Annotated in this window: 23 protein-coding genes; 9 read left to right on the forward strand and 14 right to left on the reverse strand. The window is 71.7% G+C overall.

Annotated elements, in window-relative coordinates; genetic code table 11:
- Positions 1–86: 86 nt before the first annotated feature.
- Together ACFQS2_RS15635 and ACFQS2_RS15640 are read right to left on the reverse strand one after the other, a co-directional pair.
- A complete protein-coding gene (locus ACFQS2_RS15635) occupies positions 87–716 on the reverse strand; it encodes a MarC family protein (RefSeq protein ID WP_377019069.1) in 630 nt (209 codons plus the stop codon).
- A complete protein-coding gene (locus ACFQS2_RS15640) occupies positions 713–1,597 on the reverse strand; it encodes a PHP domain-containing protein (RefSeq protein ID WP_377019067.1) in 885 nt (294 codons plus the stop codon). Before ACFQS2_RS15640 ends, ACFQS2_RS15635 begins: the two co-directional genes overlap by 4 nt.
- Positions 1,598–1,634: 37 nt before the next feature.
- Between ACFQS2_RS15640 and ACFQS2_RS15645 the strand changes: the two genes are divergently transcribed.
- The 4 genes from ACFQS2_RS15645 to ACFQS2_RS15660 are packed head-to-tail and all read left to right on the forward strand — an operon-like array spanning position 1,635 to position 6,380.
- Entirely contained in the window at positions 1,635–3,173 is a 1,539-nt protein-coding gene (locus ACFQS2_RS15645; protein ID WP_377019066.1) for an aminopeptidase P family protein, read from the forward strand.
- A 14-nt stretch (positions 3,174–3,187) separates the two neighbouring features.
- Positions 3,188–4,516, forward strand: a complete 1,329-nt coding sequence (locus ACFQS2_RS15650) for a magnesium transporter MgtE N-terminal domain-containing protein (RefSeq protein WP_377019065.1) — start codon at positions 3,188–3,190, stop codon at positions 4,514–4,516.
- A 2-nt stretch (positions 4,517–4,518) separates the two neighbouring features.
- Positions 4,519–5,232, forward strand: coding sequence for a DUF1003 domain-containing protein (locus tag ACFQS2_RS15655; protein WP_377019064.1), 714 nt, complete (start codon positions 4,519–4,521; stop codon positions 5,230–5,232).
- Complete coding sequence (locus ACFQS2_RS15660; RefSeq protein WP_377019063.1) at positions 5,229–6,380, forward strand: P-loop NTPase; 1,152 nt, start codon at positions 5,229–5,231, stop codon at positions 6,378–6,380. Before ACFQS2_RS15655 ends, ACFQS2_RS15660 begins: the two co-directional genes overlap by 4 nt.
- Before the next feature lie 179 nt (positions 6,381–6,559).
- On the opposite strand, the gene ACFQS2_RS15665 is transcribed toward ACFQS2_RS15660, so the two are convergent.
- Positions 6,560–6,976, reverse strand: a complete 417-nt coding sequence (locus tag ACFQS2_RS15665; RefSeq protein WP_377019062.1) for a twin-arginine translocase TatA/TatE family subunit — start codon at positions 6,974–6,976, stop codon at positions 6,560–6,562.
- A 124-nt stretch (positions 6,977–7,100) separates the two neighbouring features.
- Between ACFQS2_RS15665 and ACFQS2_RS15670 the strand changes: the two genes are divergently transcribed.
- Positions 7,101–7,763 (forward strand): O-methyltransferase, encoded by a 663-nt coding sequence (locus ACFQS2_RS15670; protein WP_377019061.1) that lies wholly within the window; start codon positions 7,101–7,103, stop codon positions 7,761–7,763.
- A gap of 289 nt (positions 7,764–8,052) precedes the next feature.
- Here the strand turns inward: ACFQS2_RS15670 and ACFQS2_RS15675 are convergent, their stop codons facing one another.
- From ACFQS2_RS15675 to ACFQS2_RS15695, 5 genes are all read right to left on the reverse strand, one after another.
- On the reverse strand, positions 8,053–8,223 hold the full coding sequence (locus ACFQS2_RS15675) for a DUF3117 domain-containing protein (protein ID WP_377019059.1): 171 nt from the start codon (positions 8,221–8,223) through the stop codon (positions 8,053–8,055).
- Between the two features lie 79 nt (positions 8,224–8,302).
- Entirely contained in the window at positions 8,303–8,464 is a 162-nt protein-coding gene (locus ACFQS2_RS15680) for a hypothetical protein (RefSeq protein ID WP_377794358.1), read from the reverse strand.
- On the reverse strand, positions 8,461–9,207 hold the full coding sequence (locus ACFQS2_RS15685) for a TIGR00730 family Rossman fold protein (RefSeq protein WP_377794359.1): 747 nt from the start codon (positions 9,205–9,207) through the stop codon (positions 8,461–8,463). The genes ACFQS2_RS15680 and ACFQS2_RS15685 overlap by 4 nt, the downstream gene beginning before the upstream one ends.
- Positions 9,204–10,337, reverse strand: coding sequence for a succinyl-diaminopimelate desuccinylase (gene dapE / locus ACFQS2_RS15690; RefSeq protein WP_377794360.1), 1,134 nt, complete (start codon positions 10,335–10,337; stop codon positions 9,204–9,206). Before dapE ends, ACFQS2_RS15685 begins: the two co-directional genes overlap by 4 nt.
- Before the next feature lie 43 nt (positions 10,338–10,380).
- Positions 10,381–12,159, reverse strand: coding sequence for an FAD/NAD(P)-binding protein (locus tag ACFQS2_RS15695; protein ID WP_377794361.1), 1,779 nt, complete (start codon positions 12,157–12,159; stop codon positions 10,381–10,383).
- A 64-nt stretch (positions 12,160–12,223) separates the two neighbouring features.
- Here ACFQS2_RS15695 and ACFQS2_RS15700 point away from each other — a divergent pair, with 64 nt between their 5' ends.
- The 3 genes from ACFQS2_RS15700 to ACFQS2_RS15710 all read left to right on the forward strand — a co-directional run bounded on the left by ACFQS2_RS15700 (position 12,224) and on the right by ACFQS2_RS15710 (position 15,114).
- Complete coding sequence (locus ACFQS2_RS15700; protein ID WP_377794362.1) at positions 12,224–13,117, forward strand: hypothetical protein; 894 nt, start codon at positions 12,224–12,226, stop codon at positions 13,115–13,117.
- A gap of 43 nt (positions 13,118–13,160) precedes the next feature.
- Positions 13,161–14,159: a 2,3,4,5-tetrahydropyridine-2,6-dicarboxylate N-succinyltransferase gene (gene dapD, locus ACFQS2_RS15705; RefSeq protein ID WP_377794363.1), complete on the forward strand. Its 999-nt coding sequence runs from the start codon at positions 13,161–13,163 to the stop codon at positions 14,157–14,159.
- A gap of 79 nt (positions 14,160–14,238) precedes the next feature.
- Entirely contained in the window at positions 14,239–15,114 is an 876-nt protein-coding gene (locus ACFQS2_RS15710) for a hypothetical protein (protein ID WP_377794520.1), read from the forward strand.
- 109 nt (positions 15,115–15,223) lie between these two features.
- Here ACFQS2_RS15710 and ACFQS2_RS15715 read toward each other — a convergent pair whose 3' ends face one another.
- Genes ACFQS2_RS15715 through fdxA form a run of 3 tightly spaced genes read right to left on the reverse strand, consistent with a single transcriptional unit; the run spans position 15,224 to position 18,177 of the window.
- The gene (locus ACFQS2_RS15715) at positions 15,224–16,621 is read right to left on the reverse strand and encodes a citrate synthase (protein ID WP_377019052.1); all 1,398 of its coding nucleotides are present in this window, start codon (positions 16,619–16,621) and stop codon (positions 15,224–15,226) included.
- Positions 16,622–16,674: 53 nt separating this feature from the next.
- A complete protein-coding gene (dapC, locus tag ACFQS2_RS15720; RefSeq protein WP_377794364.1) occupies positions 16,675–17,844 on the reverse strand; it encodes a succinyldiaminopimelate transaminase in 1,170 nt (389 codons plus the stop codon).
- A 3-nt stretch (positions 17,845–17,847) separates the two neighbouring features.
- Positions 17,848–18,177 (reverse strand): ferredoxin, encoded by a 330-nt coding sequence (gene fdxA, locus ACFQS2_RS15725; protein WP_377019050.1) that lies wholly within the window; start codon positions 18,175–18,177, stop codon positions 17,848–17,850.
- 253 nt (positions 18,178–18,430) lie between these two features.
- Between fdxA and ACFQS2_RS15730 the strand changes: the two genes are divergently transcribed.
- Entirely contained in the window at positions 18,431–18,706 is a 276-nt protein-coding gene (locus tag ACFQS2_RS15730) for an acetyltransferase (RefSeq protein ID WP_377794365.1), read from the forward strand.
- Here ACFQS2_RS15730 and ACFQS2_RS15735 read toward each other — a convergent pair.
- From ACFQS2_RS15735 to typA, 3 genes are read right to left on the reverse strand one after another with little or no spacing between them, the layout of a single operon-like run.
- The gene (locus tag ACFQS2_RS15735) at positions 18,645–19,226 is read right to left on the reverse strand and encodes a CDP-alcohol phosphatidyltransferase family protein (RefSeq protein ID WP_377794366.1); all 582 of its coding nucleotides are present in this window, start codon (positions 19,224–19,226) and stop codon (positions 18,645–18,647) included. The two genes, ACFQS2_RS15730 and ACFQS2_RS15735, sit on opposite strands and share 62 nt — an antisense overlap.
- A gap of 18 nt (positions 19,227–19,244) precedes the next feature.
- A complete protein-coding gene (locus ACFQS2_RS15740; RefSeq protein WP_377794367.1) occupies positions 19,245–19,682 on the reverse strand; it encodes a hypothetical protein in 438 nt (145 codons plus the stop codon).
- A gap of 4 nt (positions 19,683–19,686) precedes the next feature.
- Entirely contained in the window at positions 19,687–21,609 is a 1,923-nt protein-coding gene (gene typA / locus ACFQS2_RS15745; RefSeq protein ID WP_377794368.1) for a translational GTPase TypA, read from the reverse strand.
- Positions 21,610–21,619 lie beyond the last annotated feature (10 nt).

Raw genomic sequence — 21,619 nt, forward strand, 5'->3', positions numbered from 1 at the left:
ATTCGTGCTCTCACGGGGAAGGTCCTGACGAGGAACGCCCCGATAGGGCAGATCCGCAGGGCAGATCCGCAGAGCGGCTCCGCACGTCAGGCCGGGACGACGCCCCAGGCGGCGAGGAAGGCGTGGATCGCGTCGAAGATCATCTGCGTGCTGATCGCGGCCAGCAGCACGCCGGAGATGCGGGTGACCAGCGTGACCCCGCCCTCGCCGAGGATCCGGGCGATGACGCCCGCGAACCGCATCGCGAGGTAGATCGCCACGGCCAGCAGCACCATGGCGATGGCGAGCGAGCTGATCCGAGCGACCTCGCCCTCGGTCTGCTGGACGAAGAGCATCACCGCGACGATCGCCCCGGGGCCGCCGAGCAGCGGCGTGCCCAGCGGCACGAGGGCCACGTTCACGCCCTCGCTCGCGGCCATCTCCCCCATCTTCCCGGTCAGCAGCTGCAGCGCGACGATCAGCAGCAGGAGCCCGCCGGAGAACTGCAGCGCCGGCAGCGAGATGCTCATGTAGTCGAGGATGAACCGCCCGAACAGGGCGAACACCGAGATGATCAGCATCGCCACACCGACGGCCACCAGCGCCGCCCGGTGCCGCTGCTTCGCGGTCATGGTGCTGGTCAGCGACAGGAAGATGGGCACCGTGCCCGGCGGGTCGATGATGACGAAAAGGGTGACGAAGACCCCGGTCAGGAAGCTCGGATCGACCAGGTTCACGGGCGGATGACCTCGGTGGTGCTCGTGGCGCGCTCGGTGATCGCCGCTAGGACGGACGGCTGCGTGAGGTTCTCCCCGAGCCGGTTGGGTTTGCCGGCGCCATGGTAGTCGCTGCCACCGGTGATCAGCAGATCGTGGCGGCGCGCGAAGTCACGCAGCCGGGCGCGCTCGGCCTCGTCGTGCTCGCGGTGATCGACCTCCACGCCGGCCAGGCCCGCCTCGACCATGGACTCCAGCAGCTCCAGCGGAAGGTCCCCGTCGCGGGCGACGGAGCCCGGGTGAGCGACCACGGCCACTCCCCCGGCGTCGCGGATCGCGCGCACCGCGACCGTCGGCGAGGGCGCGTAGTACGGCACGTAGTACGGCCCGGAGGGGCTGAGGATCTCGCGGAACGCGGCGGAGCGGTCCGGGATGCTGCCCTGGGCGACCAGGGCGTCGGCGATGTGGGGGCGCCCGATCACGGTGCGCTCACCGGCCACCTGCGCCTGCACGTCCTGCCACGTGATCGGATAGTCGGCCGCGACCAGCTCGACCATCCGGCGAGCGCGCTGGGAGCGGGAGGAGCGCGCACTGGCCATCTCCATCGCGAGCTCCGTGTCCGGAGAGGGGTCCACCAGCAGCGCCAGGATGTGCACGCTGAGGCGTTCGTGCTCGGAGGAGACCTCGACGCCGGGCACGGCCGCCACCCCGCTCGCGCTGACCGCGCCGGGCAATTCCGCCCAGCCGGCCACGGTGTCGTGATCGGTCAGTGCGAGAGCGCCCAGCCCCTCCTCGCGGGCGCCCCGGAACAGACCGTGGACATCGCACGTGCCGTCGGACCACGAGGTATGGGCGTGCAGGTCGATGCGCTCCGCGCGGGTGGGATCGGACCTGTCGCTCATAGTTCCAGGGTAGACCGGCGCGTGAGACCATCGGGGGGTGAGCACCGAGAGCACCGACACCAGCACGCCCGCCACCGGCAACGGTCTCGCCTCCCGCGGCGATGCCCGCTCGCAGCGCCCCACCAACGAGGCGTTCCGCGAGTTCATCGCCTCCGGATGGGACGAGACGGTTCCCGACGCCGAACGCCGCGAGGCGGCGGATTTCACACCAGCGCGACGCGACGCGCTGGTGCGACGTCTGCCCGCCACCCGCATGGTGCTGCCCGCCGGCGTGCTCAAGGTCCGCTCCAACGACACCGACTACCAGTTCCGCCCGGACACCGCCTTCGCCTACTACTCGGGCCTGGGCACCGACGAGGAGCCCGACAGCGTCCTCGTCGTCGAGCCCTCGGCGGAGGATCCGGGCACCGCGCAGGCGACCTACTTCTTCCGGCCCCGCGCCGGCTTCGACAGCAGCGAGTTCTATGCCGACTCGCGCTACGGCGAGATGTGGGTGGGTCGCCGGCCGACGCTCGAGGAGGCCTCGCAGCGCCTCGGCATCGAGGTGCGGCACATCGATGATCTCCGCGACCACCTCGCCAAGGACGTCGGCGCGCAGCTGTCGCTGTCGGTGATGCCGGGCGTCGATGCCGCCGTGGAATCGATGGTCCAGGAGATCCGTACCCAGAACGGGCTCCCCGGCGGGGACGACGCCGCCGCGCAGCACGCCGAGCTGAAGGAAGCCACCAGTGAGCAGCGTCTGGTCAAGGACGAGTACGAGGTCCGCCAGCTGCGCAAGGCCGTCGACGCGACCGTCCGCGGCTTCGAGGACGTCATCGCCCACCTGCCCCAGGCCGTCGCCCACGCCCGCGGCGAGCGCGTGATCGAGGGCGTCTTCGCCCGCACCGCGCGCGTCGAGGGGAACGGCGTCGGCTATGACACGATCGCCGCCGCCGGCGACCACGCCTGCACCCTGCACTGGATCCGCAACGACGGGACCGTGCACGAGGACGATCTGGTGCTGCTGGACGCCGGCGTCGAGGTCGATTCGCTCTACACCGCCGACGTCACCCGCACCCTGCCGGTCTCCGGCACGTTCGCCCCGGCGCAGCGGAAGGTCTACGACGCGGTGCTGGAGGCGGCCGACGCCGCCTTCGCGATCGCCCGGCCCGGCGTGCGCTTCCGCCAGCTGCACGCGACTGCCATGGAGGTCATCGCCGCCCGGCTCGAGCAATGGGGGCTGCTGCCGGGGACCGCCGAGCAGTCGCTCTCGCCCGAGGGTCAGTGGCACCGGCGCTGGATGGTCCACGGCACCAGCCATCACCTGGGCATGGACGTCCACGACTGCGCGCAGGCCCGTCGCGAGATGTACCTCGACGCGGAGCTCCGGCCCGGGATGGTCTTCACGATCGAGCCCGGTCTGTACTTCAAGGAGAACGACCTGCTGGTCCCCGAGGAGCTGCGCGGCATCGGCGTGCGCATCGAGGACGACGTCCTGGTCACCGCCGACGGCGTCGAAAACCTCTCGGCCGCGGCTCCCCGTCGGGCCGAGGACGTCGAGAAGTGGATCGCCGAGATCAGCGGCCGGCGGCCGTGAGCAGGTCCGGGGCAGTGAGCAGCGCCCAGCTGGCGCGCTTCTACGCGGCTCGGCTCGCCGGCACCACCGTCTTCGATCCCATCGGGGACGTGGTGGCGAAGGTGCGGGACGTCGTCGTGCTGCCCCAGGCACGCAGCTCGGCGCGGGCCGTCGGGTTCGTGGTCGAGGTCGCGGCCAAGCGCCGCGTGTTCCTGCCCATCACCCGCGTCACCTCCATCTCGCCGGGCCAGGTGATCTCGACCGGGGTGCTGAACGTGCGCCGCTTCGAGAAGCGCGCCGGCGAGCTGCTGGTGATCGGTGACCTGCTCGATCGCGCGGTCACGCTCAACGACGGCTCCGGCGAGGCGACGGTGCTGGACATCGCCCTGGACCAGAACCGGCACAAGGACTGGGAGGTCTCCCGGCTGCACGTGCGCCGCCGTCGCCGCGGCAGCTCGCTGAGCCGCCTGGTCTCGCGCGGGGAGACGCTCACCGTCCAGATCACCGAGGTCAGCGGACTGTTCGGCACCCAGGCGGAGCAGTCGGCGCACCTGCTGGCGGCCTCCTACCAGGATCTCAACCCCGCCGATCTGGCCGAGATCATCCAGGAGCTCGATGCCAAGCGACGGATCGAGCTGGCCGGGGAGCTGGCCGACGAACGCCTGGCCGATGCGCTGGAGGAACTGCCCGAGGACGTCCGGGTCGAGGTCGTCACCGGCCTGGATCCCACCCGCGCCGCCGACGTGCTGGACGTCATGGACCCCGACGACGCCGCGGACCTGCTGCAGGAGCTGCCCGAGCAGGTCGCCTCCCAGCTGCTGGGCCTGATGGAGCCCGAAGAGGCGGAGGACGTGCGCCGCCTGCTGGCCTACGACGAATACACCGCCGGCGGCATGATGACCACCGAGCCGATCATCGTCGCCCCCGAGACCCCGGTGGCCCACTGCCTGGCGATGATCAGCCGCGAGGATCTCCACGCCGCGCTCGCCGCGACCGTGCTGGTGTGCCGCGCCCCGCTCGAGACCCCGACCGGCAGGCTGCTGGGGATCGTCCATTTCCAGCAGCTGCTGCGGGAGCGGCCCGACCGGCCCGTCGGCGAGATCCTCGATGCCGACCGCGTCGCCGTCGGCCCCACCGCGCCGCTGTCCGAGGTCACCCGTGAGATGGCGACCTACAACCTCGTCTCCATCCCCGTGATCGACGACGACGGCCACCTGCTCGGCACGGTCACGGTCGACGACGTGCTCGATCACGTCCTGCCCGATGACTGGCGCGAGCAGGACGAACCCGTGCCCACCACCGGACAGATCGACCTGTCCGAGATCGCCCGGGCGACCGCCCGTGATGACGCCGAGGAGGAGTGAGAATGGCCGAGCACAACCCCGCTCCCCTCGACGACCCCGGTCCCCGCCGCCGCACGTGGCTGCGCAACCCCCTCCGTGGCGACGCATTCGGCCGCGCGGCGGAGGCCTTCGCCCGGATGATGGGCACCCCGGCCTTCCTGGTCGGGATGACCCTGTTCTGTGCGGTCTGGCTGACGTGGAACTCGCTGGCCCCCGAATCGGCGCAGTTCGACCCGCGTGCCCTGAACTTCACCCTGCTGACCCTGATCCTGTCCCTGCAGGCCTCCTATGCGGCTCCTCTGCTGCTGCTGGCCCAGAACCGCCAGGACGACCGCGACCGCGTGCAGGCGGAGCAGGATCGCCAGTCCAACGAGATCAACCACGCCACGACGGACTTCATCACCCGCGAGATCGCCTCACTGCGCCTGGCCCTGAACGAGGTCGCCACCCGCGACTTCGTGCGCGGCGAGCTGCGGGACCTCCTCGAAGGGCTCGAGGAGCGCACCGGCTCCGAGACGGACGACGCCGAGGCGCCCTCAGAGAGCGGGAACCGCACGAAGCCCGACAGTTCCCACAGGGACCCCGCCGACGCCTCGACTGCGTCCGGCGCGGGAACCGAGCAGTCCCCCGTCATGACCCTCGAGACCAGCGCTCTGCGGACCATCCTCCGCGAGGAGGTCGCCGCCGCGCTGGCCGAACGCTCCCCCGACCACCCGAAGGAGAACGACCTCTCGTGACCACCACAGAGCAGACCTCCGCCACCGACGACCGCGCCGCCCTCATCCACGAGGCGCTCAGCGGCGTCATCGACCCCGAGATCCGTCAGCCGATCACCGACCTCGGCATGGTCGACGACGTCACCGTCGACGCCGAGGGCACCGCCCACGTCAAGGTGCTGCTGACCATCGAGGGCTGCCCCATGCGTGACCGGATCGAACGGGAGACCGCCGAGGCCACCGCCACCGTGCCGGGCCTGAGCCGCGTCGAGGTCACCACCGGGGCCATGAACGAGGAGCAGCGCCGCGAGCTGACCGCACGCCTGCGGCAGGGGCGGCGCCAGATCCCGTTCAACCAGCCCGGCTCCCTGACCCGCATCTATGCGGTCTCCTCCGGCAAGGGAGGCGTCGGCAAGTCCACCGTGACCGCGAACCTCGCCGCCGCGATGGCGGCCGACGGACTGCGCGTCGGCGTGATCGACGCGGACATCCACGGATTCTCGATGCCCGGCATGTTCGGCGTCACCGACAAGCCGACCAAGGTCTCCGACCTGCTGATGCCGCCCGAGGGCCACGGCGTGGCCGTGATGAGCATCGGCATGTTCGTGCCGGAGGGGCAGGCCGTGGTGTGGCGCGGGCCCAAGATGCACCGCGCCATCGAGCAGTTCGCCTCCGACGTGTACTGGGGCGACCTCGACGTGCTGCTGCTGGACCTGCCGCCCGGCACCGGGGACGTCGCGATCTCCGTGGCCCAGCTGCTGCCCTCGGCGCAGATGCTCGTGGTGACCACGCCGCAGCAGTCCGCCTCCAGCGTCGCCGAGCGCGTCGGCTCGCTGGCCACCTCGACCGGCCAGGAGATCGCCGGGGTGATCGAGAACATGGCGGGGCTGACGCTTCCGGACGGCTCCGTGATGGACGTGTTCGGCTCCGGCGGCGGCGACCGCGTGGCGGCGACCCTGGCCGAGGCCGTCGGCCATGACGTGCCGGTTCTCGGCCGGGTCGGTCTGGACCCCGCGCTGCGCGAGGGTGCCGACACCGGTGTCCCGATGGTGGTCTCGGCCCCGGACTCCCCCACCGCGATGGCGCTGTCGGGCGTGGCCCGCTCGCTCGTGCACACACCGCGGGGGCTGGACAAGATGAAGCTGCCGCTGACTGTCTCGCGGTCCTGAGCGACCGGTCTCGCGGTCCTGAGCGACGCTGTCGGGCGCGTTTCCGGCCCGTGCTGGGCCCGGCGGCCCCGGCCTGTGCGAGCCCGTGTCCCGAGCCGCCTGATGGCGTCCGGGTCGGCTCAGCAGGTTCGGGGTCTGCCCAGCGGGTTCCGCGTCGGCTCAGCGGGTTCCGCGTCGGCTCAGGTGGCTTCGGGATCGAAGGGGGCGCGCTGGGGGCCCTTGTCCTTCTTGGCCTTCCCGCCCTTCGAGGAGCCCTTCTTCGCCGCGGCACCGGCCGCTCCCGCTCCCGCGACGGCGGACATCGCTTCCTTGCTGGGCAGGAGATCCTCGGGGTCGGTATCGCCCCAGGCCTCACGGATGATGCGGCGCGGGTCGTACTGACGCGGGTCGTACTTGCGCAGGTCCTCGATGGCGATACCCATCTCGTCCTCGACCGTGGCGCGGGAGTCGTCGACCCACTGCCGGGCCTGACGGACCCAGCGGACCAGCTGACGGGTGAGATCAGGCAGACGCTGAGGTCCCACGATGACCAGGAACACGATCAGCAGGATGACGACTTCCCACCCGCCGAGTCCCAAGAATCCCTGGCCGCCCATGCTCCACCTGTACGTGTCGTCCGCTGATATGCAGTGCCATTATTGCACCGCAGTCGGTGAGGAGTTCTCAGCCGCTGTCGTAGTCTTAGCCGACCGTGACGGGACCGAAGGAGAGGATGCATAGATGTCGTCGGGAAAGGTGGCCAGCTGGGCCCATGGCGAGGAGTTCGTCGACGAGGCGACCCTCTACGCCGACGACGGCGTCCTGGCACGGGCCAGGGAACGTGGCAACGAGCTCGGGGCCACCCCGGTGCTGCCCGGCGCCGGTGCGCTGATGCGGGTCCTCGCCGCGGCCGTGCAGGCCAAGTCCGCCGTCGAGATCGGCACGGGCAGCGGCGTCGGCTCCCTCTACCTGCTCTCGGGCATGCATGCCGACGGCGTGCTCACCACGATCGATCCCGAGGTCGAGAACCACCGCGCCGCCCGCGAGTCCTTCGCCGAGGCGAAGATCCGCTCACCGCGGGTGCGCACCATCGCCGGCAGCCCCCGCGAGGTCATCGGACGCCTCACCGACCACGCCTACGACCTCGTCAGCTTCCCGGCACAGGCACCGCACGCCCTCGACCTGCTCACCCATGCCCGCCGGCTGCTGCGTCCCGGCGGGGTGCTCGTGATCCCTCACGCGCTCTACCACGATCGCGTCGCCGATCCGGCGGCCCGGGACTCGACCACGCAGTCCGTGCGGGCAGTGCTCAAGGCCGTCTCCGAATCGGAGGACCTGGTCCCGGTGCTCACCGGCAGCGGCGACGGCGTGCTGGCCGCCGTGCTGCGCCCCGCCGGCTCCTGAGACCCGCCCCCACATCTTTCGCCTCCGCGCTCTCGCCGGATCCGTGACCCGGTTGCCACGGGCCTCGAATTCCCACCGGGTCACGGATCCGACGAGCTCTCTCCTCCCCCGGGAACGACAGCAGCCCCGCACCGTGGCGGTGCGGGGCTGCTGGGCGGCGTGCTCGCAGCACGTCGGTCAGACTCTGCACACCCTCCTGACCTCCTACCGCTCGCAAGCTCGCAGCACGTCGGTCAGACTCTGCACACCCTCCTGACCTCCTACCGCTCGCAAGCTCGCAGCACGTCGGTCAGACCTTGATAACGCCTTGGAGGGCGTCTCGCAGTTCTTCGGCCTCAGATGCCGCGATCTCGACCACGAGGCGCCCGCCCCCCTCGAGCGGGACCCGCATGATGATGCTGCGCCCCTCCTCCACGACCTCGAGCGGACCGTCCCCGGTGCGCGGCTTCATAGCAGCCATGGCGTGCCTCCTTGATGGTGTCGCTGTCCCCGAGTGGCTCCCCCGGACGGGGCCTCGGACAGCGCGCGTACGGTGGCCATTATCTCAGGTCTTGTGACGTGGTCGAGCGACGCGCTCTGCGAGGCCGCTCCGGCACGCTGATCCCGTCGCCCAGACGCCCCAGCGCCACGAGCACCATGACCACTCCGACCACCGCTGCGGCCAGCAGCAGGAGCAGCACGATGGGGCTGACGGCGGTCATTGCTGCGCCGCCTCCCGGAGCACGGCGATGGCCTCGTCGGCGGTGTCGACGACACGCATGAGGTCCACGTCGGGGCTGTTGATCGCCCCCGAGTCCAGCACCGCGCTGCGGAGCCAGTCGATCAGTCCGCTCCAGTAGTCCCGGCCCACCAGCACCACGGGGAACATGGCGATCTTGTGGGTCTGCATCAGGCACAGCGCTTCGAACAGCTCGTCGAAGGTGCCGAACCCGCCGGGCATCACCACGAATCCGCTGGAGTACTTCACGAACATCATCTTGCGGGCGAAGAAGTAGCGGAAGTCGACCCCGAGATCCACGTAGGGGTTCATGCCCTGCTCGTGCGGGAGCTCGATACCGAGGCCCACGGAGACGCCGCCCGCCTCCTGAGCTCCACGGTTACCGGCCTCCATGATCCCGGGGCCGCCGCCGGTGATGACCGCATATCCCATGTCCACCAGGCCGCGCGCGATCTCCATGGCAGCCGCGTAGTGGGGATGGTCCTCGGCGATGCGGGCGGAGCCGAAGATGGAGACCGCCGGGCCGAGCTCGGCGAGCGCACCGAAGCCCTCGACGAACTCCGACTGGATGCGCAGCACCCGCCACGGGTCGGAGTGGACCCAGTCGCCGGGACCGTCCTCCTCCAGCAGCCGTTGATCGGTGGTGCGGGTGGGGCGCAGGTTCCCGCGCAGCGTGACGGGTCCCTTCCGGTGGTCGTGGCGGTTCTGTGGAGCCTGGGACGTCATGGAGCGAGCGTATCCCCGGGGGCCGACGGCGGGGCGAGGAACCGGCGCAGGCCGCGCAGTGATTCCTCCAGGTCCGCGACCGGCACGTGCTCGTCGTCGGCGTGAGCCAGCAGCGGATCCCCGGGGCCGAAGTTCACGGCGGGCGTGCCGAGGGCCGCGAACCGGGCGACATCCGTCCATCCCTGCTTGGCGGCCACCGGGACGTCCTCGCCCAGCGCTGCGAGGAACTCCCGCGCCGGCGGGGTGTCCAGGCCCGGCAGCGCACCGGGGGACGCGTCGGTGACTGCGATGTCGAGGTCGAGGCCGGCGAGGACCTCGCGCACGTGCGTCTCCGCCTGCCGGACGGTGGTGTCCGGGGCGAAGCGGTAGTTGATCGTCGCGCTCGCCCGGTCGGGGATGACGTTGCCGGCGATGCCGCCGGAGATCGCCACCGCGTTGAGGCACTCGCGGTACTCCAGCCCGTCGATCACCGCCCGCCGGGCCTCGTACCCGGCCAGGCGCTCCAGCACCGGTGCCAGGTGATGGATGGCGTTCTCGCCCACCCAGTCGCGCGCGGAGTGCGCGGCCACGCCCCGGGCGGTGACCTCGAGCCGCATGGTGCCCTTGCAGCCCCCCTCGACCCCGGCCGAGGTCGGCTCGCCGAGGATCGCGAAGTCCGCCTCGATGTACTCGGGGTGCTCGGCGGCGATGCGGGTCAGGGAGTTGTCCGCGGCCGCGACCTCCTCGTGGTCGTAGAAGACCCAGGTGAGGTCGACGGGCGCGGCGTCGGCCTCCACGGCCAGCTTGAACAGGACCGCGACGCCGCCCTTCATGTCGCAGCTGCCACGGCCGACGAGCTCCTCACGACCCGCGCGGGTACGGCGCGAGGACGGCAGGTTGGCGGCGACGGGCACGGTGTCGAGGTGGCCGGCCAGCAGCACGCGCCTGCCGAGCCCGCGATGGGTGCGGGCGATGACGGTGTCCCCGTCCCGGATCACCTCGAGATGCGGTGCCCGCCTGCGCAGGGCGGTCTCGATCGCATCAGCGAGCGCGCGCTCGTCGCCGGAGACGGACTCGATGTCGACGATCGCCGCCGTGAGGTCGACGATGTCGGCCGACGGGTCCAGTGCGGGGGCGCCGTGGGTGGTCATGGGCGCCATCGTGCCATGCCCCGCCGCTGCCTCTGCCCCAGCCTCACCGTTCGACCCGCTCCCGTTCCTCGGCGAGTGCGCCCCCGGCGCGGGCCAGCCGCAGAGCCACGGCCTCGGCGTGGCGCAGCAGCTGGGCGGAGGTGCCGGGCTCGGCGCTGATCGCCGAGCCGGGCTGGGCGGTGCTCACCGGCACTCCGACCATGAGGCGACGCTCGTAGACGGTGCCGTCGACCCCGATCGGCGCGTACAGGCCGTCCACGGCGATCGAGCCGGTGAGCATGCGGCGCCGGGTCCCGCGAGAGGCCCAGGAGTCCTTCTGCACCTCGCCGCGCTCCCGCCAGGCACCGAGCAGGGCGCTGCGGTAGGCGGGCAGGTCCACCGGCGGCAGATGCGCCTCCAGCACGCCGTCGCACAGGATGGTGCTCCCGTCTGCGGCGCGCGCCGCGAAGCGGCCGGCCTCCTCCTCGATGTCCAGGTGCATGCGTGGGCCCGTGAACGTCACCAGGCCCGCCTCCTCCAGGGCGAGCAGCTGGCGCACGCGCAGCACCGGAGGACCCGACGCCCAGGAGGCGAAGGCGTTGCGCAGGTGCCCATCGATGTCGCGGCGCACGGACTCCGTCGTGTACGCGCCGAGGTCCGTCAGTCGGCCCACCTGGAGACGCAGGGCGACCAGCACGCGGTAGATCAGCACCCACGCCGGATCCGGCTCCGTGGCGGCGCACAGAGCCTGGCGCAGCACGTCGCGGGTGCGGCGGTGGGGCTCGTGGCTCTCGCCGCCGCGCCGGCCGAAGGGGAACAGCAGGTGCAGCAGCGCCTCGTCGGTCGCGAGATCAGTGAACCCTGCCTCGGCGAGGGCGCGGCGCAGCTCGGCCAGCATCAGCGGCATCACGTCGCGCTCGTGGTCGACGCCGGCGGGGCGCACCGCGAGCTCGAGCACCCGCTCCCCGGTGAGGACCTGCGGGACGTAGGGGGCGAGGGAGTCGGGCGGCAGGTCCGGCTTGGGCCGGTAGACCATGCCGGAGCGGGAGCCGACCACCAGGCGGGGCTCCTCGCCACCGGGGACATAGCGCAGGCCCGACGGCGCCTCGGCGTCGGGTTCGAAGCGGCCGCCGGCGACAGCCGTGAGCATGCCGATGGCGTCGTAGAAGTTCAGGCCCATGCCCTGGACGGCGACCGCGTCCCGGCCCAGCAGGGAGGAGTAGTCGACCTCGAGCGGGTTGGCGGGCCCGATGTGGATCAGGCCGTGGCGCTCGGCGGCGTCGGCGAGCTGCTGGGAGCGGGGGCCGAGCGCAGTGGGCAGGTGGCCCAGGGCGAGCGCGACCGCGTCGGCGCGCAGCACGCGCCCGTCGGACAGTCGCACCCGCTGGGCGCCGTCGGCCGGTCCGGTGACGTCGACGGCCTCGGCGGCGTGCTGGACGATGCGCAGCCGGGCGCGGTCGGCGTCGGCCTCCGCGGTGGCCAGGACGCGGGCGAGGTAGCGCCCGTGGGCGGCGCGGGAGGCGAAGTCGCCCGGTCCGAGGCCCTCGCGGGCGAGATGATCGGCGAGCGTCTCGGTGTGCAGGGTCGGCAGGACGGGGCGGCACGACTCGTCGGGGTACATCGTGGTCTGGCAGGTGGTGGTGTTCATCAGCAGCACGTCCGGCTGGTCGTGGCGCCACACCGACCCGCCGCGGCCGACGTGCGGGTCGATCAGGTGCACCGTGAGGTGTCCCTGCCAGTCCGCACGCCTCGAGGCGGCGACCAGGCGCTCGACGATCGCCGTGCCCCGCGGGCCGGCTCCGACGACGGCGACGGTGCGGGCGGGCTCGGTGGCGGCGGTCATCGCTCCAGTATGGCGCGAGCGGGTCCCGCTGCCGCGCAGCGCGGGGTCTGGGAGCATGAGACCCATGGAGAACCCATCGACGCCGCCGAGGCATCAGTCCCATGGCGCCCCTGCCGCCCGGGGCGGTCTCTTCGGCGGGCGCCGGGCCGCACGGATCCGTGCGCTCGCGAACTCGAGTCAGATCCCCGAGGAGCGGGCTCTGGCGGACGCTCTGGTGCTGACCGCCTGGCTGACCACTGCTCAGCGCGCCACCTACGCCGTGTCCCTGCGGGCGCTGGAGAGCGTCGACGACTTCGCCGTGCGCCTGGCCGACGAGCGCCGGGTGGTGCTCGAGGAGGGGGCTGATCAGGTCTGCGACGAGGTCTCCTCCGCCGCGGAGGCGGAGCAGGCGGCACGGCAGAGAGGGTGGCGCGTGCTGGAGACCGCGCTGGTGCTGGTCGCGCTGGGATGCGTGGTCGCACTGATCGTCCTCGGGGTGACCTCCGACGAGACCGGCGTCGGCGCGATCCCGCTGGGCTCCTGGCCGCTGGCCGTGGTCGCCGCCGCTGCCCTGATCGCCGCCGCGATCGTCGGCCGGGTCGCGACCCGGCTGCGGGACCGGGCGCTGCTGGACTGGGCGGTCTCCCGCCCGGGCCAGCTGGGCCGCGGGCTGCCCCTGGCCCGACCCCTCCAGCGCGACTCCGCGGGGCCCGCGATCCTGCGGGCGCTGCTGCCCGCGCTGCTGGTCGCCGCAGGGGTGATCGCGATCTGCGCGGGCGCCGCGATCCTGCTGATCACGCTGCTGCGCGGAGAGGAGAGCGCGCTGATACCGCCGGCTCTGTGGTCGCTGGGCGGCGGAGTCGCGGCCCTCCTGCTCGCGGTGCTCTGCGTCCATCTCCGAAGTGGTCGGCTCGAGCAGATCGCGCGCCGGGTCCGGGCGACGGAGTGGTTCGGGACTCAGGACCCCGCCGGTCGGTGACCGGGGCGCGTCCCCTCCCACCCAGGATTCGTAGACTCTCCCCATGACTACGACGACGGACACCACCGCTCCCGCCGCGACCCACGCCTGGGGCATCGCGCTCGCCACGATCGCCGCCGACGGGTCCACGCTGGACGCCTGGTACCCCTCCCCCCAGCTCGGCGGCGCCCCGGAGGCACCCGAATCCCACCCCCTGCACGCCCAGCTCGGCGCCGCCGCCCACGCCGACGAGGTACGGGGCACGACGCAGGAGGTCGTGGTGCGCAGCATCGACCTGACCGCCGCGCCGGCCGACGCCGCCGATGCGTACCTGCGCCTGCACCTGCTCTCCCACCGCCTGGTCCAGCCCAACGCCCAGAACCTCGAGGGCCTGTTCTCGGCGCTGACCAACGTGGTGTGGACGTCCGAGGGCCCCTGCGCCGTTCCCGGCTTCGAGGAGACCAGGCTGCGGCTCGTCGCCGCCGGCCGTACTCCGACCGTGTTCAGCCTCGACAAGTTCCCCCGCATGGTCGACTACGTCCTTCCCACGGGCGTGCGCATCGGGGACGCGGACCGGGTGCGGCTGGGCGCGCACCTGGCCGAGGGCACCACCGTCATGCACGAGGGCTTCGTGAACTTCAACGCCGGCACGCTGGGCACCTCGATGATCGAGGGCCGCATCTCGCAGGGCGTGGTGGTCGGGGACGGCTCGGACGTCGGCGGCGGCGCCTCGACAATGGGCACCCTCTCCGGCGGCGGCTCCGAGCGCGTGCGCATCGGCCGTCGCTCGCTGGTGGGTGCGGAGGCCGGCATCGGCATCGCCCTCGGCGACGACTGCGTGGTCGAGGCGGGTCTCTACCTCACCGCCGGCACCAAGGTGATCGTGGTCGGCGAGAAGGCGGCCGACGGGGGCGCCGAGGGCGAGCAGCACGTGGTCAAGGCCCGAGAGCTCTCGGGCACGCCCAACCTGCTCTTCCGCCGCAACTCCCTGACCGGTGCGGTCGAGGCCGTCGCCCGTCAGGGTCAGACCGTCGAGCTCAACGCCGCCCTGCACGCGAACTGACGGTCGAAGGGGGCATCAGGTGGCACGCACCGCCCGCTCCCGCGGGGGCTTCGTCCGGCACCTGGCGATCCCGCTGACCATGGTGCTGCTGCTGGCCGGGATCGCCGGAGGCTCCTACCTCGCCCTCGAGCGCTACGGCTCACCCGCGCACGACGGCACCTGCACGGCCACCGGCCTGGGCACCAGCCACCGCTACTCCACCGAGCGCGTGGCCAATGCCGCCCTCATCAGCGCGGTGGCGGTGGACCGGGGCCTCCCGCCGCGGGCGGCGTCGATCGCGCTGGCGACCGCCTACCAGGAGTCGCAGCTGCGCAACATCGACTACGGCGACCGTGACTCGCTCGGGCTGTTCCAGCAGCGGCCCTCACAGGGCTGGGGCAGCGAGGAGGAGCTCCTGGATCCGCTCTATGCGACCAATGCCTTCTACGACGCGCTCGAGCAGATCGAGGGGTACACCAGCGCCGACATCAACGACGTCGCCCAGCGGGTCCAGCGCAGCGGTCACCCCGAGGCGTACCGCGATCATGAGACCGAGGGCCGGCTGTACGCCTCCGCGCTGACCGGCCAGTCGGGCCCGAACCTCGTCTGCACACTGGGCGCCGTCGGCAGCACCGTCTCCCCCGAGCAGGTCAGCGCGCAGCTAGAGCGCCAGTTCCCGCGGCTGACGGACTCCGGAGCGCTGACCTCCTCCCTCGCCGGCGCGGGCTCGGTGGCCCCGCAGCTGCCCGCCGGCGCCGGAGCGACCGCGCTGGTGGTCGACCCCGACGGGGACGAGGGGCGGGGCTGGGCGGTGGCCAACTGGGCCGTGGCCCGCGCCGCCGAGGACGGCGTCGTGCAGGTCTCCTACCAGGGCCGGATATGGGACCGCAGCCTGCGCGGGGATGACGCCGCGGTCTGGGGCGAGGCTGCCGGCGGCGACCCCGACCGCGTCGTGGTGCTGGTCAGCGGTACCTGACCGCGGCGCCACCGGCCCGCCCGACGCGAACGACCCGCCGCGGCGCATCGTCGATGCGCTGCGGCGGGTCTGCGGTGTCGTGCTGTCCCCCGGCGGGAGCGGTTCGGTCTCAGTGGTCCAGACGGCGCTCCTGGGCGAGCTTCTCCTGCTGGGCGCGCCGCTCCTCCTCGAGCTCCGAGGCGAGCTGCTCCAGGCGCAGCTCCGTGGTGCCCGTGCGGGACTCCATCGGCACGTACTCGCGCTCGGCGTGACCGGTGTAGATCTGGCGGGGACGGCCGATCTTCGTCTCCGGGTCGTGGATCATCTCCTGCCACTGCGCGATCCAGCCCGGCAGGCGGCCGATCGCGAACAGCACGGTGAACATGTGCGTCGGGAACCCGATCGCCTTGTAGATGATGCCGGTGTAGAAGTCGACGTTGGGGTAGAGCCTGCGCTCGACGAAGTAGTCGTCGTTCAGCGCGATCTCCTCGAGCTTCATCGCCAGTTCGAGACGCTCGTCGTGGACGCCGAGCGTCTCGAGCACGTCGTCGGCGATCTTCTTGACGAAGCGGGCGCGAGGATCGTAGTTCTTGTACACCCGGTGGCCGAAGCCCATCAGCCGGATGCCGTCCTCCTTGTTCTTCACCTTCTCCATGAACTCGCGCGGATCCAGGTCACGCTCCTGGATCTCGTCGAGCATCTCCATCACGGCCGCGTTGGCACCGCCGTGGGCGGGGCCCGAGAGCGCGCCGATGCCGGCGGAGATCGAGGTGAACAGGTTCGCCTGCGCGGAGCCGACCAGGCGCACCGCGGAGGTCGAGCAGTTCTGCTCGTGGTCCGCGTGCAGGATCAGCAGCTGCTCCATCGCGCGCACCACGACGGGGTCGGCGATGTAGTCCTCGACCGGGAAGCCGAAGGTCAGCCGCAGGAAGTTCTCGATCAGCGAGAGCCGGTTGTCCGGGTACAGCAGCGCGTGGCCCTGGGCGATGCGATGCGCGTAGGCCGCCATCGTCGGCACCTTCGCCAGCAGGCGCACGGTGGACAGTCGGGTCTGCTCCTCGTTGAAGGGGTCCAGGGAGTCCTGGTAGAAGGTCGACAGCCCCGAGACGCCCGCCTGCAGCACGGCCATGGGATGGGCGTCGCGCGGGTACCCGTCGAACATGCGCTTGAAGCGCTCGTCGAGCAGAGTGCGCCGCTCCACCTGGGCCTCGAAATTCTCCAGCTGGCCCTTGGTGGGCAGCTCCCCGTGGATCAGCAGGTAGGAGACCTCCAGGAAGGAGGACTTCTCCGCGAGCTGCTCGATGGGGTATCCGCGGTAGCGGAGGATGCCCTCGTCGCCGTCGATGTAGGTGATCGCGGACTTGGCGTTGGCGGTGTTCATGAAACCGGGGTCGTAGGTGACCTCTCCGGTCTCCTTGCGCAGCGGCCCGATCCCGATGCCGGAGTTCCCCTCGACGGCGGGGACGAGGGGGAGGTCGAGGGACTTGTCCCCGAGCGTGAGCTGGGCGGAGGACGTCTCGTGATCCATGGGCTCTCCGTTGTGCGTGGTGGGACCTGTGGGTGGCGCCGGCGGCGCAGGTATCAGAGGCGCTCGAGGCGCCTGGCGGCGGTGGTGATCCGCTCGTCGGTCGCGGTCAGAGCGACACGGACGAAGACATCGCCCCCCTCACCATAGAACATCCCCGGAGCGACCAGGACACCGGCGTCCGCGAGCCGGTCGACGGTGCTCATCGCCGGCTCGGCGAAGGTCGTCCACAGGTACAGTCCCGCCTGCGAGCCGCGGATCTCTCCCCCGGCGGCGCGCAGGGCCGGCTCCAGGACGTCGCGGCGGCCGCGGTAGATCTCACGCTGGGCGGCGGCGGCAGCGTCGTCGCCGAGGGCGACGGTCATGGCGTCCTGCATCGGGCCGGGGAGCATCATGCCGGCCTGCTTGCGCACGGCCACCAGCTCTCCGACCAGCTGCGGGTCGCCGGCGACGAAGGCTGCGCGGTACCCGGCGAGGTTGGACTGCTTGGACAGCGAGTACACGCAGAGCACGCCGTCCAGGACGCCGCCGCTGACGCGCGGGTCCAGCACGGAGGGTACCTCGTCCACCGTCCACGGCAGCAGGGCATAGCACTCGTCGGAGGCGACGATGATCCCGCGCTCGCGCGCCCACGCCACGATCGCCGCCATCTGCGCGGCATCGAGCACGTCCCCGGTCGGGTTCGACGGGGAGTTCAGCCACAGCAGGCGGATGCGGGAGGCGGCCGACGGATCGGGCAGCGCCGCGTCCCCGTGCGCTGCCAGGGCCGCCATGTCCACGGCGATCGACTCGGCGCCGATGAACCGGGCGCCCATGTCGTAGGTGGGGTAGGCGATGTGCGGGAACGCCACGGCGTCCTCCGGGCCGAGCCCGAGCTGGAAGGGCAGGTGCGCGACCAGCTCCTTGGAGCCGACGGTCGGCAGCACGCCATCCGTGCCGAGGTGGGCGGGGGCCGCGCGGTGGCGGCCCGCGAAGTCCACCAGGGCCTCGCGCAGGGCGGGGGTGCCGACGGTCGTGGGGTAGCCGGGACGGTTCGCGGCCTCGATCAGGGCCTGCTGCACCGAGGCCGGCGTCGCATCCACCGGGGTTCCCACGGAGAGGTCGACGATCCCCCCGGGGTGACCGGCGGCGCGCTTCTTGGCCGTGGCCAGCGCGTCCCAGGGGAACGCGGGCAGGCGGCCGGCGAGTCCGCGACGGGTGGTGGCCTGCGGGTCGGAGACGGCCACGGATCAGCCCAGCGGGTTCGGCTGCGGGGGCAGGGCTTCGATGAGGGGGTGGTCCTTGTCGATCACGCCCATCTTGGCGGCGCCGCCCGGCGCACCGAGGTCGTCGAAGAAGTCGACGTTGGCGTTGTAGTACTCGGCCCACTGGTCCGGCGTGTCGTCCTCGTAGAAGATCGCCTCCACGGGGCACACGGGTTCGCAGGCTCCGCAGTCCACGCATTCGTCGGGCTGGATGTAGAGCATCCGGTTGCCCTCGTAGATGCAGTCCACCGGGCATTCGTCCACACACGCGCGGTCCTTGACGTCCACGCACGGCAGCGCGATGACATAGGTCATGAGCAGCATCCTTCTCTCGGCGACGGACCCCATCATCTCATTCCGCGCCGGGACCGGCCCGCCGACCGAGAGTCTGCGGGCCGGACGTGACGCGACGAACACGGCGGGCGGCGATACCCTCGCCACGGTCTCCGGCCGAGGTGCTGGCACGATGTCTGCCGGGCATCCTGAGACGATGTCGGCCGGACGCCCCGGGCAGCGCGCTGAGCGGGACCGCCGGGGAACGAACCACCGCTCGAACGAGGAGCACTGCATGATGACGATCCGCGACGGACACCGGGTGCGTGCCGGCTGGGCGCCCTTCCTGCTGACGGGCAGGCGCGTGGTGCTGCGCTACGCGATCGACCGCGAGTCCTCGCCCCACGGGGAATCGATGACCGACGCGCTGGGCACCGTCCTGACGACGGACGACGCGGAGGTTCGGGTGATGACCAAGCGCGGCCAGGTGCGGATCCCGCGACGGCTGGTCATCGCGGCGAAGGAGGTCCCTCCCCCGCCGGTGCGGCGCGCGGCGCCCGGCGCGCCCTGAGGACGTAGTCCGCGCTGGCGACCACGTGCATCGCCACGCCGGCCCACAGCAGTGCCTGGACCGCGGGGAGCAGACCGGGCACCCAGGCGGCCGCCGCGGCCAGCAGCAGCACCGCGGCCATCAGCACGAACGTGCGGACCTTCCCGAGTGCGGAGACCGAGATCCGGCGGCCGAGGGCCGCCCGGCTCGCCAGCAGGGCGACCGCCACGTCCGAGAGCACGATCACCACCAGCGCCAGCCAGGGCAGCAGCCCCGTGAGGGTGAGGGTCAGGACGATCGCCGCGAGCCCCAGCCGATCGGCGATCGGATCGATGATCTCCCCGGTGCGGCTGGTCTGGTTCAGCGCACGGGCCAGCACGCCGTCGACCCAGTCCGTCGAGGCCCACAGCAGCAGCAGGACGACAGCGACCGTGTCCGGCCCTCCCGCCAGCAGCACGCAGACCGGCACCAGCAGCACCAGGCGCACCAGAGTCACGGCATTGGGGAGGGTCGCCCAATCGGGGCGACGCGCGGAGCTCATGGTGATCATTGTCCCCGATCAGCGCGCGGACAGCCGCCGCCGCAGCGTCACGACCAGCGCCACGGCGAACGGGATCGCCACGCCGAGGCCCTGCACGATCCATCCCGAGTACTGCGTCTGCTCGCCGATCACCGCGGGCATCAGCACCCCACCGCCCGCTCCGCGGCCGAGGAACGGGGAGGCGAGCAGTCCCCACAGGCAGCCGAGCACCACCACCGGCAGCCGGGATCCGGTCGCCGCGTAGAGAAACACGCAGGCCACGACCTGGAATGCGCCGCCGAAGACCAGGCCGGCCGGCCAGTCGACGCCGCCGATCTCGAGGCGCACGCGATGGGTGGTCACCATCAGCAGCACGGAGATGACGGCCAGCACGATCGCCATCGTCGCCTGCGTGAGGCGGGCGGCGAGGGAGTTCGTGTCGACCGTGACCCCCGGCCCGCGCTGCGGCGCCGTCACCGCATCACCGCCCGGCCTTGGCCTTCGCCCTCGCCCGCGAGCGCTCGTTGGCGTCGAGGATGACCTTGCGGATGCGCACGATCTCCGGGGTGACCTCGACGCACTCGTCCTCGCCGGCGAACTCAAGGGACTCCTCGAGCGTCAGCCGGCGCGGCGGGATCAGGTTCTCGAAGGAGTCGGAGGAGGCTGCACGCATGTTCGTCAGCTTCTTCTCCTTGGTGATGTTCACGTCCATGTCCTCGTTGCGGGAGTTCTCGCCGACGACCTGACCGGCGTAGACCTCGCTGGTCGGCTCGACGAAGAAGGAACCGCGCTCCTGGAGGTTGATCATCGCGAACGGCGTGACCGTGCCGGGGCGGTCGGCGACCAGGGAACCGGTGGCCCGGAACTCGATCGGTCCCATCCACGGCTCGAAGCCCTCGGCGAAGGAGGAGGCGATGCCGTTGCCGCGGGTCTCGGTGAGGAACCGGGTGCGGAAGCCGATCAGGCCGCGGGAGGGCACCACGAACTCCATGCGGACCCAGCCGGAGCCGTGGTTGGACATCGTCTCCATGCGGCCCTTGCGGGAGGCCATCAGCTGCGTGACGGTGCCCAGGTACTCCTCCGGCACGTCGACGATCATGCGCTCGACCGGCTCGTGGACCTTGCCGTCGATCTCACGGGTCAGCACCTTGGGCTTGCCCACAGTCAGCTCGAAGCCCTCGCGGCGCATCTGCTCGACGAGGATCGCCAGGGCCAGCTCGCCGCGGCCCTGGACCTCCCAGGCGTCGGGGCGCTCGGTGGGCAGCACCTTGAGGGACACGTTGCCGATCAGCTCCGAGTCCAGGCGGTCCTTGACCTGGCGGGCGGTGAGCTTGTGCCCCTTGCCGTTCTTGCCGGCCAGCGGGGACGTGTTGATGCCGATGGTCATCGAGATCGCCGGATCGTCGATGGTGATCAGCGGCAGCGGGCGCGGATCCGAGAGGTCGGCGAGGGTCTCACCGATCATGATGTCGGGGATGCCGGCGACGGCCACGATGTCGCCCGGGCGGGCGGTGCGCGTCATGGGCTCGCGGGAGAGCCCCTTGGTCTCCAGCAGCTCGGTGATCTTGACCTGCTTGACGGTCTGGTCGCGGGTGCACCAGGCGACCTGCGCGCCCTTGGTCAGCTCACCGTTCTTGATGCGCAGCAGGGCGAGACGGCCCAGGAACGGGGAGGCGTCGAGGTTGGTCACGTGCGCCTGCAGCGGCATCTCGTCGTCGTAGCTGGGGGCGGGGATCGACTCGAGGATCGTCTTGAACAGCGGCTCGACGGTGGTGTCCTCGGGCAGCTCGCCATCGGCGGGCTTGGTGGTCGAGGCGCGACCGGCCTTGCCGGAGGCGTAGACGACCGGCACGTCCAGGACCGCGTCGAGGTCGATGTCGTCCTTCTCCTCGGCGAGGTCCGAGGCCAGGCCCAGCAGGAGGTCGGTGGAATCCCCCACGACCTCGTCGATGCGGGCGTCGGGACGGTCGACCTTGTTGACCACCAGGATCACGGGCAGCTTCGCCGCGAGCGCCTTGCGCAGCACGAAACGGGTCTGCGGCAGCGGGCCCTCGGAGGAGTCCACCAGCAGCACGACGCCGTCGACCATGGACAGGCCGCGCTCGACCTCGCCGCCGAAGTCGGCGTGGCCGGGGGTGTCGATGACGTTGATGGTGATGCCGTCGGGCTCGCCGGCCGCGGCGGCCGAGGGGCCGGTGTAGCGGATCGCGGTGTTCTTCGCGAGGATCGTGATGCCCTTCTCGCGCTCCAGCTCACCGGAGTCCATGGCCCGCTCGTCGTGCGTGTCGTGGTCGCCGAAGGCGCCACCCTGGGTGAGCATGGCGTCGACGAGGGTCGTCTTGCCGTGGTCGACGTGGGCGACGATGGCGACGTTTCGCAGGTCTGTGCGGAGGCGGGGAGTCATGCGTGAAGGC

The organism is Brachybacterium sp. GCM10030267, assembly GCF_042666875.1.
Lineage (GTDB): Bacteria > Actinomycetota > Actinomycetes > Actinomycetales > Dermabacteraceae > Brachybacterium.